The sequence below is a fragment of the Verrucomicrobiota bacterium genome, assembly GCA_016200005.1.
In the GTDB taxonomy this organism is placed as follows: Bacteria; Verrucomicrobiota; Verrucomicrobiia; order Limisphaerales; family PALSA-1396; genus PALSA-1396.
Window position 1 is genome coordinate 16,643 of the sequence record JACQFP010000069.1, and the last position, 12,445, is coordinate 29,087.

Genomic DNA, 12,445 nt, shown 5'->3' on the forward strand with positions numbered 1-12,445 from the left:
TTCATCAACGACTTCATTTCCCCAATATTCGTTTGATCGCCCACTTCAATCGAGAATTGGTCTTAAAATCTGTGCGCCCTCCAAAGTACTCCTTATACCGTTCCATCTGCCCCAGCGTGCTTTCTTGATGTTCCACGATCAGGGCGTTTTCCAGATAATACATTGGCGTCTTGGTCTCCAAACAGGCTTCGGCAAACGATTCATCTTCCCGGCCACTATTCTCGTTTAGATCGTATGGACAGTGAATACCCTTGGCGATTCTTGCGGGCGCTATTCTCGCCAAACCTCCCGTATGGGGAACGCTGCGAAAAGTATAATACGTGTCGGTTTCGTCAGAGTACTTCACAAAATGCCGCTCGCCTTTGTCACCGCCAGGATGTCCGATCAGCCCCACCGGATAGGGTGAAAACACCGCGTCTGGAACAAGCTTGTGCACGGCCATGACATGGACAAAAAAGTCCGGCGACCGAAACATGGCGTCCTCATCCAGCTTCATGATCAACGCGCCTCTCAAAAGCGGAACGATCCGGTTGTTCCCTTCGCCAGTGCCGTAATTCCGGTCCCAAAAGTGGCAGATGATCCTCTCTGCTCTTTGGCCCGTCCTCAGGAACTTCCTCAGCTCGGTTGACGCCTCAACCCCTTGAAAGCAGATATGGTGCTCGAAAGGCACCTGGGAGCCGCCAAACTGCTCCATGGACTCCACGAGTCGCCGAACATACAGTTCGCGCCCCCTCGAAAAGGTATAGATGCTGATCACGTCAACAACTTCTTGGCTTAGCCGTCCCACTACGCCCAAACACTGAGTCGGGGAGGGTCCAAATCGAAAGCAGAACTCCCAACCCGACAACTCCGATCGTAAACTCACGGTAACTCCCGTTCAGATGACGACAGCCGTAAAGCATCGTCAGTAGTACAAGGCTGGTGCACAAAAACATAAAAGTGCGCTTGGTAATTACTCCACGGAGGGGCCTAGTGCTCAAACAAAGCCTGGCAGTAAGGCGACCACCCGTCGTCACCCCGGCCCCGATAAGCAGATACCACCCTGCTGCCTTAATGAGATTCCAGCCATAAATCTTCTTGGTCGCGGCATCTTCCCGATAAAGATGGTTCTCGGGCGCTACCAAAAAGGGCGGCAACAACCGGCAAACAAACCAGTTTCGCCTGTGGTTCGCAAAAGTCCGCATGCTTAGGTAATCTGCCGCGCTCGTCATCTCGGATATCGTGCGCGTCTTTACATCCGGAAGCCGTGCCAACCACTCGAAGATCTCCTCTAAGTCCGAATAATCGAGCTTCCCTCTTGCAGCATCAACCTCGACAAAATCGTACGCGTGAAAAATCGCAACCACGATGTTATCTCGTTCCGGCCGGTTCTGCGCGTACTGGATCACCCTCTTTAATTCTCCAAGCTCACAGGTCGAAGGAAGCACCTTTAAACCAGCGCTGGCGAGCGCTGGAGAACGCGTGCCACCAGACAACGACTTGAAGCCCAGCGTCTGCAGTGCGACGATGGTGTTAGTATCGTATCGGTTCCAAGGCGGAATAAACGTCGTGATCGGAACCTTGAAGGCGTCCTCCAAATACTTCTTTCCCTTTGCGATTTTCTCAACTTGTTCCCCAACGGGTAGGCCATCGAATTCAGACGTATAGTGCGCATTGCGAGTCCGATGCGAATATCCGTGTTGCGCGATCTCCACTTTTCCCCTTCGCACAAGGTTTGTCAGAAGGTTCACTTTTTTCTCGCCCAGAGGAATTTCACCTGTTGTGGCCGGGTTCTCCACATCGCCTTTACTCATGAACGGAACAACTCCAATGGTAACGGGTATGCCGTGGGTCTCACAGGCTTGGATCAGTTTCTGGTCAAACTCCGTCACAACGTCGCCTCCATAATCATCGAACCTTAGGACCACGAAGATCTCACCGGCGCTAATACGGATCGGCATCAGCGCAAAGGCCACATACAGCCCCAATATCAGGAGAGCTTCCTCCATAAATAGACTCGATCTCGTCACTTGCACAGGCCATCGCCGTCAACACTACACTGACTGCGGGCGACCTTTGGCATTCTGGAATGGAGTTGAATCGGCTTCCTCGTTGACGGAGCTTGGTGACACCTTTACCGGGTACCTCTTGCGCCCAGCCACAAGTCCAGGCACGGCGCCGATCACGAAGAAAAGAAAGACGTAGGTTTGGTCGAAATACGTAATCGAAAAAAAGGTCACACAATGAGCGAACAGCGCAGCCCCGGCGCACCAAAGAACGAACTCGGCAGGGTCTCGTTCTCTTCGCATGGCGCTCATGCGCCGGCCCAGCAACTGGAACGCCTTGAACAAGACGGCGATGAAAGCCAGCATCAATGGCAGACCGCCAATTACACCCATCTGAAGAAAATAGTTGGTGATGTCCACCGCATTCTGGCTCCACGCGATTCCGTAGGGCATCCAATCGCGCGTGTAATCCGTGCCAACCAGCCACCAGTCGCCCAAGTGATCCACCGCCTGAGTGATCAACTCCGCCCGGTGATATCCGGTGCTGCCACCAGTAAAATCGATTCGCGCAATCAGATACCAAATGGGTGCTTTCATGACCAGCGCCAACCCGACGATTCCAAGAACAACGCCTGTCTTGATCTGACGCATCCTCGTACGCCAGCGCCACAGAGCCGCTGCTGTCAGAGCCGCGAATAAGGTCATGATTGGGCCGCTTGAAGCAGTGGAGAAAACGATGACCATGCAGGCGATACAGCCCGTGATCGCGAGCCGCCGGTACAGCCGAAGAAGCGGGATGACCAGCGGCAAACAAACTCCACCGATTGTTCCGGCGAGGATGGCGTGGGCGAAAGGTCCTTGGGCACGAACGCGTCCCAGCCGGACTTCCGGCCCAAAACCGCCCACTACGCCATAGAAATTCCGACCGCTCGCCTGCTCTGCTGCCAGGAAGATCGCCAAGGGAACAGTCACGATGGCTACCGATTTGCTGAATCTCAGGAAGTCATCGCGGTCCGTGAGAAAGATCCGGGCATAGAGATAAGCGCCGAATAGGTCACACGCCATTCCCAACCTGAGCGAAAGTGGATTATGATCCTCAGGGTTGTGGCCAAAGCTGCTTAGAATCACCCAGCAGGCCCAACAAAACATCAAGACGTCCAACGGATTCCGCGGAGACCTCTTGCCTAGTCTTCCAAACGCACCACGGATCAAACCCGCCAGGATTAAGAGCCGGCAAGGGAAAAAGCTGACCCCCAGGTTTATGACCGTCAGGTTCGGAAGTTGACTGGCAGCGATCAAGAGTGGCAGGAAAGCGAAGCGCCGAGGGAGGGCAAACTGAGCCAGCAGCAAAGCCAAGGCAATAACAATGAAAAGCGGAGTCACAAATCAACGCGGTCAGTACTTCCAAGTCATTACCATCCGAATTTAGAACTGCACCGACGACGCAGACGTAGGCGGTGGCTTGCGGTGCTATAGGCTACGAAAAAAAGTACTTCTAAGGTTTCCCTGAGGAGCGAGCCGTTTTCGGTAGGCCCGCAAATTCGTGTGCGCTACTACTGGCTTGAGGCATGAAGAGCAGTCGATCAGCCAAACGGGTGGAGTTTACCCCGTTCCAAAAAATGCCTATTAATCAGTTCTGAACAAAACGAAGTCCCAATGGGGGTGGCGGACGATTCGCGACCGGTGCCGGCGCATAGAGGTACAGCGCCTGAACCTGGGTTGCCGACAATGCGCCCGAATAAACCCGCGCCTCGTCAATCACTCCCTTGGCGAATTCACCTGGCAACCCATGCGCTCCAATGTAAAGCGGCTGATCGTAGCTGATGATGCTGCCGCTCTGTGCGGCACTGCCCTGCTCCACTCCGTTGACGTAAATGCGCACCGCCGACCCGTCAAAGACGCCCACCACATGCACCCATTCGCCATAATTCACGTTAACCGAGGAACTGACGTTCACGCTGTTACCACTCGCGTTGACCAGTTGAAATTGTGGGGTCCACTGCGTAGTGGAGGAAACATGGCCACTAAAAAGATGCCATGCGAAATAAGGCGACGTGAAGGCGCCGGTTTCCTTGACTTTGCACATGATCTGCTGCCAGGTGCCTAGGTTCTCGAGCTGCACCCAAGCTGCCACGCTGATAGTATTACCACTGATGTCCAACCCCGAACTATTCGGAGCGTCGGCACGACCATTCACACCATCAAGCAGAAGTCCGTTGCCGTACTTTCCGGTGCCGGCCCACGACGCGCCGGGCCGCAACGTGAGAGTGTTCGTGGACACGCTGTCCACCGCCATCGTGCCGGTCCCCTCGTCAAAATTCCAGTAGGCGGCAGGGCTTGGCAACGCCGTTGGCGCGTTGCTAACCGTAATGACGTTGGTTCCGCTCCAAGCAGTATTGCCGGCGCCATCATAGGCTTGCGCGTAAATCCTGTACGAACCGTTCGTTACCGTGGTGGAATCCCAGTTTTGGGCGTAGGGAGAGGCCGTGTCATCGGAAATCTGAGTGCCGCTGACAAAAAATCTAACGCCAACGACGCCAACATTATCGCTTGCAGTGGCGGTTAAATTCACTGTGTTGCTCACCGTCACTCCATTGGCCGGCGCGGTCAACGTTATCGTGGGCGGTGTTGTCTCGGGGAGAATGACACCAATACCGATCACGGACACAGCCGCCCCACCACCGCCGGTGAGAGTGACAGTCCGGTTAACAGAGCCGAGTGTTGTGGGATCGAAGCGAACCGTTACAGTCTGACTCTGATTCGCCCCCAGACTAAAGGTTCCACCGGATATGATCGCATAGGGCGCCGACACAGTTGCGGTTCCCGCAAGAGTTCCAGCGCCTGAGTTCTGCACGGTGAAGCTCATCTCACGGCCTGTGTTCGTTGTAACCGAACCGAAATCCAACTGGCTCGGCGAGACCGAGATCACCGGATTGGTGCCGCTGCTGAATTCCACCGCACCTCTTGTCCAAGTCGTGCGAGTGTTCCCATACATGTCTAAGTTGTAGGGTGCGCCCAAGGGCGTGCCCGGCGCGGTGTTGGCGATCAGGCGGAAGTCGAGGGCCGGGTAATTCACCCATGGCAAGGTTGAGTTGGTGACGCCATGCGCTTCAGGCGTAAAAGATGTGCCGGTGGCAAATGGGGTGATAAAGGTATTGTAATCATGCGAGAAGCCGCCGAATCCAAGACTTGCATTGTAAAAAAGACAGTTCTTGACCTCCATGACGCCCGTGGATGAACCCCCGGTCTGGAAGGTGGGGGTTCCCGGGCTCGACCCGTTGTCATTGAAGTTGATAAACGAACAGTTGTAGATTCTGTAGTCGCTGACGGTATTGTAGTTAATCCACGCCCCAATTAGGCCGTCGGAATAGTCAAACGTCGAGCCTCCTAGCCGGACAAACACGCAACCATAAACATTCATCGTGCGGCCCTCAAACATCAACCCCCCTGTCCCCTCACACCACGTAAATACGCAGTAGCGTAATGTCAATCGGTCACGCAGGTTTTGACTGGCCGGAAGCAGGTAGTTGGCGAGAATTTCAGCATGTTGTGCCGAGGTACTCTCGAATCTTCCTGTATAAACGTATTCGTAAGTCGAATCGCTACCACCCGACCAGAGTGGACATTCGCCAGTATCGTGAATGTATGCATAAGACACCGTGCAGTTGTTGGCGTTGTCGCCAAAGGTTGTTCCCCGGTTATAGCTGAGATCTCCACCACCATTGCCAACGACCTCAAAATGTTTCAACGTCACATTGGTCGGCCCCCAACTGTTGACCCAAAAACCGGAACCGTCCGAAGCACCAGTAACATTTATCTTGATGCCAAAATTATTAGTCCAGTAATTCAGTGGCCCACCACCTGTCTGGCCATCAACCATCCAATTGCTCGTTTCAAAGGTTGTCTGCCCGGCAATCACCATCTGACCGTCACCCATGCTATCCACCCAACCTGTGTTGGTTCCGTGGTCGCCAACCGTTGCTTTCTTGATCGTAATGAGCGTGGAGCCGCTGGCGGGAGTGCTGAACGTCTTACCGGAGTAATTACCGTCCACAAGATACCATGTATCACCGCGAGCCGGGCTGCCACTCCATGCTTTAAGATTGTTCCAGTCTGCCCCGCTGCCGTTGCCAGTGGCCGACGGTCCAACGCAGACGTTCGCCCCACGGGCGGAAATAGCTCCGAAGCAAACCAGTATAAAGGCGAGAACCGGCCCGTAAACAAATGCGTTTCTGTTCATCATGCATCTCTTGTGGGCAGAAACCGGGCCATTTTTCATCCGGGCGCAAGAGCGATCATTTTTGGCCACTGAGGTCCGGCAGTCCCGCTGGGGCGTTCCGGTCCGTTCCCCATTTAAAAGATTCAATAACATGCTGAAAACGTGGCCTTTAGCCTGTTGGCTTGCAACGAGGAGCTTCCTTGGTGTTGCTAGGAAATTCCTGGCCTTCACCTCAAATCCAATCGGACGCCCAAGTTAGCTAGAGTTTCAAACCGCGAACCTCGATTCGTCCAGTGTTTACTTTCGGAACGGTCAGATAACTTTTGAGACAAGGCACTTGGTAACCTGCGGCTTGTTTGATCACCCGCATACGGCGAGGTTGCGTTGTTCTCCGCGGCCACCTTTCCACTCCACTCTCTTAGACACCAAGGACTGCCTAAAGGCGAAATTCTTTGTGCCACATCTCAAGCACGAGCAGGCTGAAAATCTCCCGCGAATAATCCAGCGCGTGCTGGGCCTTGCCGCCGTTTCGGTTGTCGGACGAGTTCAGTTGCTGCTTTTGCAGCATGTCCCGCACGGACGCCTTGTGAAAATATGAATCCAACGCGGAGTTCTGTGCGAGGAGGGTGTCGTTTACAAACTCGCGCAGCTCGGTCTTAAGCCAGCGATCATACGGCAATGGGAATCCGGCCTTTTTGCGCGTCAGAATTTCGTCCGGGACGGACTCCTGCAAGGCCAGTCTGAGCACCCGCTTGATGGTCTTGCCGCGGACCTTGAACTCCGACGGCAACGATGCGGCAAATTCCAGCACCTGATGATCGAGTAGCGGTACGCGAAGCTCGACCGATGTAGCCATCGTCATTTTGTCCGCCTTGACGAGCAGATCATCCGGCAACCATGACTTGGTATCCACATACAGCATTTTTTGCAGCGGCGCCTTGCCGTCCACTCGCGAAAAAAGCCGCTGGGTTGGTTGATCCGAGAGGTAATTTCCCAACGAGGCGGTGAAATCATTTTTGTAGAGGGCACCCTTTTGCCGGTTGAACGGCGTTCCCGGCGTGGCCGCCAGACCGTAGTAATAATCCGGCATCGCGGTGTGGATGCAGTTCCGGTAGTGCCGGTTGTCCTTCCCCGTAAACATTTCAGCCACTTTCAAGCCGGCTGACAAAAGCCCTCGCGCCGGTCCGAATGCCGATTTCATTCTTTCCAACACGAGAAGGTTCCGATATTTGGGGTAACCCGCGAACGCCTCGTCGCCGCCTTCGCCGGAAAGCAACACCTTGACCGAAGATTGCCGGGCCAGGCGTGATACGTAGTAAAGGCTGATGGCGGGCGGTTCGCACACCGGCTCCTCCATGTGCCAGATGTACTTGGGCAGAAAATCCCGGAAATCCTGGGCCGTCACTGTGAGGTCATGATGAATGGTGCGGAACTTATCGGCGGCCATCTTCGCGTAGGGGCGTTCGTCCGCAAAACTCGCTCCGGAAAATCCGACGGTGAAAGTATTGAGGGGCTTGTCCGCATGTTCCGCCGCGTAACGCAGCACGCCGGTGGAGTCAACGCCGCCACTCAGCAGCACGCCTACCGGCACATCGCTGATCAGGTGGTCCTTGATGGTGCGCGAAAGCAGCTTTTGCAAGGCCTCGACCGCTTCTTCGATGTTTGTCCAATGGTTTGAGGTTTGGAAGGAAAGGTCCCAATATTCCCGGTCAACTAACTTACCATTGCTAACCGTCAGGTAATGACCCGGCTCAAGCTTGTAGATGTCTTTGAAGAGAGTTTCGTTGCCCGGCAGGTAGTAATAGGTCAAAAAGCGATCAATGGCGCGCGGATTGACTTCGCGCCGCGCGGTGGGGTCAACGAGCAGTGACTTGATTTCCGACGCGAACAGCAGCGCCTTGCCGGTGTTGAGGTAGTAAAGCGGCTTGATGCCGACACGGTCGCGGGCCAGGAAAAGGAACTTTTTGCGTTCGTCCCAGAGGGCGAACGCGAACATCCCCCGCAGGCGCGTCACACATTCTTCGCCGTATTCTTCGTACAGGTGGACGATGACCTCGGTATCGGTGGTCGAAGTAAATTTGTGTCCCTTGGCCAGCAATTCCGCGCGCAACTCCAGATAATTGTAAATCTCCCCATTGAAGACGATCCACACGGTCTTGTCTTCGTTGCACATCGGCTGCGCGCCCGTGGGTCGCAGGTCAATGATGGACAAACGGCGGTGTCCCAGACCCACCGGCCCGGACAAGTGTTTCCCCGCACCATCCGGGCCGCGATGGGCGATGATGTCCGTCATCCGCTGAATCAATTCGGATTCAACCGGCGTTTGTCCGTCCAAATAAAGCTTTCCTGCAATGCCGCACATACGTTGAGAACTTCAACAAGCCGCTGACCGTGGACTATCAAGTTTCCGGTATTGTTTTGTCCAACGCGACAAACCAAGTCCCCAGTTAAAGACCGCAAACCACTTGCTGCAGGATGCCCGCCACCGGGTTGCGTCGCTTTGGAACAGCAAGATGGGTGACAGAATCAACAGCAAGGCCACCCGGATCAACGCCGCCACGCTCAAAACCAGCCGGTAACACAAGCCGTAGAAGCCACCGCGCCATTTCCGGAGGAACTGCAGGATGGATTCCATCATCATGATATTCGAGAAATTGCTGCGCGCCTGCTGAGTGCTTCCGCCTCCGTGATGGACGACCGCCGCCTCGCCGAAATAATAGTTCGTCAAACCCAACTTGCGGGCTTTGTAGCAAAGGTCCGCGTCTTCGGCGTACATGAAGTAATCCGTGCTGAAGCGCCCGATCTGCTCAAAAACAGCGCGGCGCATCAGCAGGCAAGCACCCGAAATCATTTCCACCGGCGAAGGTTTCCCGCCGTTTTCGAAGATGGCGCGCATACCCCACAGCCGGGCGCGCGGTGCCAACCGGCGCAGCGCCTCGGCACTCAGGAGTTGATTGAGGATCGTGGGAAACGCCTGCACGCAACTGGTCTGAAGCGTTCCGTCAGTATTCAATAGTTTGCACCCGACGGCCCCCGCATCGGGCAGACTTTTTGTGAGTGAATGTAGCGCCTGGATCGCCGGGCCGACCACTTCCGTATCGGGATTTAGAAATAACAGATATTCACCGCTGGAAGCCTCGAAAGCCCGATTGTTCGATTTGGAGAAGCCGAGATTTTCCCGGCTCAGGATGAAGTTTACCTGCGGGAATTCCTTGCGCACCATGTCTTCGCTGCCGTCGAACGACGCGGCATCAATGACGATGATCTCGTACGTTAGATCGCGCGCCTCCGCCAACACCGAAGCCAGGCACTTCCGGAGGTGGTCTCTTGAATTCCAATTAACGATGATGATTGAGAGATCCATCAAAAAAACTTGGGTTGGCGCCGTTCGCGCCGGTCAAAACTCGCCGCCAGCGTTCAGGATGCGGCGAACGGTTGCGGGCGCATGAAGGTGCGATGCCATAACTCCAGCGACACGAGCAGGTAGATGTGCCGCCGGTACTGCTCCTTGCCTTCGCGATCCAGTTCCAGAATCCGCCGGATGAAGTTTTGGTCGAAATAGCGGCCCATCGAGGAATCCGGTCCAAGCAGGCAGTCTTCGACGAACGATCGCATTCGGACCCGAAACCATTTTTCGACGGGGTTGGCAAAGCCCTTCTTTTTCCGGTGAACCACTTTCTTGGAGAGCCATTTTTCGCACGCTTTCTTGTGCAGATATTTGCCGGTGAACCCCTTCAACTTTAGATGCGTAGGCAGACTTTCGATGAATTCAACCAGGCGATAATCCAGGAAGGGCACGCGCACTTCCAGCGAGTTGGCCATGGCGGTCTTGTCGCCGACCATCAACAGGTCGTCCGGGAGATTGGCGCGTGTGTCGATGTAAAGCATCTGCGTTAGCGGATCGAGACCCTGAACATCGGATTGCAGCCGCGCCAAGGCGTGCCGCGGGCCGTAAGGGTCGGCATCGAATTGCTGCTTCAAAACGCCTTTGTAAAGCTGTGCCTTCATGTCCGCGTTGAAGAAGGAGTAGATTTTCGTGAACCGCGTGAGCATGTCCGGCTCGGCCAGCGAGGTCAGGCCGCGTTTTAGACGCTCCATTCGGCCCGGCGTTTTGCCGATGAGATGGGCGAGATCGTTCGTGACGAATTTTGGCAGGCGGCTGTAAATGCCCGAGAGCTTCACCCCTTTGTGACGATCGTAACCCGCCCACGGTTCATCTGCGCCCTGACCCGTCAACGCTACTTTCACGTGTTTGCTCGTGATGTTGGAGACGAAGTGAAACGCGGGGGCCGCCTCATGGCCGACGGGTTCTTCGAGGTCCATCATGTAACGCTCGTAGTAATGAACGTAATTCTCCGGCGTCACCGTCATGCTGTAGTGGTCCGCACCGAACCGGCGCGCCACCTCGCGGGCATCATCAATCTCATTGGTCTTTTCGCCTTCCTCGAAACCGATGGTGAAGGTCTGCACTGGACCGGACGCGTATTGGCTCATGATGGCGAGCAACACCCCGGAATCCACGCCAGAACTGAGAAACAATCCCAGCGGCACATCGCTGCGCAATTGCAGGCGGACGGCATCCTCGAGCAGCGTCTGGTATTCCTCCATCAGTGCGCCTTCGCTCGCTTGCTTGCGCTGCCCCGGCACCCAGTTCCAAAAGCGGCTGATCTGAAGCCCATTCCGCGTGGCCCGCATGAGATGGCCGGGCGGTAACTTGAAAATGCGCTTGAACAGTGTCTGGGGCGAAGGCACACAGCGGAACGTAAAAAGTTCGGCCAACGCCTCCAGATCAACTTCACGCGGGCATTCCGGGTCCTGCAACAGCGCCTTGATTTCAGATGAAAACAGCAGGCGGTTACCAATCTGAACGTAATACAGCGGCTTGATGCCGAGATGATCCCGCCCCAGAAAAACCTCCCGCTTGCGTGCGTCCCAGATGGCAAAGGCGAACATTCCGTTGAAGCGTTTGACACAATCAGCGCCCCACTGCTCGTAAGCATGAAGGATCACTTCGGTGTCCGACTTGGTTTTGAATATGTGTCCGAACTCCTCCAATTCCTCGCGCAGCTCGATGAAATTGTAAATCTCGCCGTTGAAGACAATTTGCAGTTTGCCATCCTCGTTTCCGATTGGTTGAGCCCCGCCGCCCACGTCAATGATGCTCAGCCGGCGATGCCCTAGGCCGACTTCGCGATCCACATAACGCCCGTCACCATCAGGGCCGCGATGGTGGATGATCGAGGTCATCCGTTCCAACAGACCCGGATTGATCGGGTTGCCGGACAGGTCAAATATGCCGCTTATGCCACACATGGCGTTGTATTTTGAAATTGATTCAGCGAGCCAATCCCGGCAGGTGCAACTACGAGGAAGCGGACGGCAAGTGGAAGAGGCGCTTAAGCTTCGCGCGATGTTCCGCGCGCAGGTAACGGACAGCCTCTGGTGGCAGGGCGATCGGCTCGCCGCCGAACTTGCTGGCGAGGAATCCCCAAAACGCGGCGCAACTGCCCACTACTTTGGGTTGCTCCTTCGCGCGATGCAGACAGCGGAGGAAAAAGAACACCGCACCGTAACCCAGCGTTTGCAACCGGCGACCTTCCTTTACCCGGGACGCCAGCGGACGCGCCGTGGCGGAGCCGGTTCGGCGATGCTCAAGCACGTGAAATTCGGGAAAGGTGCGAACTTTCCAACCCTTCATTCGCGCCGTGACCTCGGCGGCAGTATCTATCCCGCCATAAGGCAGCACCATGTAACCGCCAACCTGTTCGAAGCACGCGCGCCGGAACAACTGCACAGCGCCGGCCACGCTGTCCAAGGCCACTTCCTGTGAGACGTATCCATCTCCCAACCGGGTATGAATCATTCCGCCGGCGATCCCCAGTTTTGGATCCCTTGCAAACTCGCGAAGAATGTTTTCAAAATAATCCGGCGCAAAAGATACATCCGCGTCCAGATTGCCGACGTAATCGAAATACAAGTCGCAAACCTGCTCCAGGCCCTGATTGAATGCACGCACCTTGTTGCCAAAATGCCGCCCCACCGACCGCTCAATGTTCACCAGCTCGATAAAGCGGTGCCGTTGCGTGTAACCCTCAACAATCTCTCTTGTTCGATCCGTTGATGCGTCATTCACTATCACCCATTTGAGTGGACGAATGGTCTGGGCGATCACCGACGTTATCGTCTTCTCGATGAACGTTTCCTCGTTGTGCGCCGGAGTAATGACAACGTAACTAGTCAC

The 12,445-nt window shown here is 55.3% G+C and carries 8 protein-coding genes; all 8 read right to left on the reverse strand.

Annotation, left to right across the window (positions count from 1 at the left end):
- Nucleotides 1-13: 13 nt before the first annotated feature.
- Nucleotides 14-694, reverse strand: coding sequence for a hypothetical protein (locus HY298_23385; protein MBI3853204.1), 681 nt, complete (start codon nt 692-694; stop codon nt 14-16).
- A gap of 64 nt (nt 695-758) precedes the next feature.
- Nucleotides 759-1,988, reverse strand: a complete 1,230-nt coding sequence (locus HY298_23390; protein ID MBI3853205.1) for a DUF2334 domain-containing protein — start codon at nt 1,986-1,988, stop codon at nt 759-761.
- Between the two features lie 45 nt (nt 1,989-2,033).
- Entirely contained in the window at nt 2,034-3,050 is a 1,017-nt protein-coding gene (locus HY298_23395; protein ID MBI3853206.1) for a hypothetical protein, read from the reverse strand.
- Between the two features lie 565 nt (nt 3,051-3,615).
- Complete coding sequence (locus HY298_23400) at nt 3,616-6,228, reverse strand: hypothetical protein (GenBank protein ID MBI3853207.1); 2,613 nt, start codon at nt 6,226-6,228, stop codon at nt 3,616-3,618.
- Nucleotides 6,229-6,640: 412 nt separating this feature from the next.
- Nucleotides 6,641-8,566 (reverse strand): asparagine synthase (glutamine-hydrolyzing), encoded by a 1,926-nt coding sequence (gene asnB / locus HY298_23405; GenBank protein ID MBI3853208.1) that lies wholly within the window; start codon nt 8,564-8,566, stop codon nt 6,641-6,643.
- A 12-nt stretch (nt 8,567-8,578) separates the two neighbouring features.
- Nucleotides 8,579-9,568, reverse strand: coding sequence for a glycosyltransferase family 2 protein (locus HY298_23410; protein MBI3853209.1), 990 nt, complete (start codon nt 9,566-9,568; stop codon nt 8,579-8,581).
- 53 nt (nt 9,569-9,621) lie between these two features.
- A complete protein-coding gene (gene asnB, locus HY298_23415) occupies nt 9,622-11,517 on the reverse strand; it encodes an asparagine synthase (glutamine-hydrolyzing) (GenBank protein ID MBI3853210.1) in 1,896 nt (631 codons plus the stop codon).
- Between the two features lie 49 nt (nt 11,518-11,566).
- Nucleotides 11,567-12,445 carry a glycosyltransferase family 2 protein gene (locus HY298_23420; protein ID MBI3853211.1) on the reverse strand — a complete coding sequence of 293 codons (879 nt, stop codon included), beginning with the start codon at nt 12,443-12,445 and terminating at the stop codon, nt 11,567-11,569.

Excerpts from the sequence above, each read along its gene's own strand:
- HY298_23385 (MBI3853204.1), bottom strand. The coding sequence starts at position 694 with ATGGAGCAGTTTGGCGGCTCCCAGGTGCCTTTCGAGCACCATATCTGC.
- HY298_23390 (MBI3853205.1), bottom strand. The coding sequence starts at position 1,988 with ATGGAGGAAGCTCTCCTGATATTGGGGCTGTATGTGGCCTTTGCGCTG.
- HY298_23395 (MBI3853206.1), bottom strand. The coding sequence starts at position 3,050 with ATGGCGTGTGACCTATTCGGCGCTTATCTCTATGCCCGGATCTTTCTC.
- HY298_23400 (MBI3853207.1), bottom strand. The coding sequence starts at position 6,228 with ATGATGAACAGAAACGCATTTGTTTACGGGCCGGTTCTCGCCTTTATA.
- asnB (MBI3853208.1), bottom strand. The coding sequence starts at position 8,566 with ATGTGCGGCATTGCAGGAAAGCTTTATTTGGACGGACAAACGCCGGTT.
- HY298_23410 (MBI3853209.1), bottom strand. The coding sequence starts at position 9,568 with ATGGATCTCTCAATCATCATCGTTAATTGGAATTCAAGAGACCACCTC.
- asnB (MBI3853210.1), bottom strand. The coding sequence starts at position 11,517 with ATGTGTGGCATAAGCGGCATATTTGACCTGTCCGGCAACCCGATCAAT.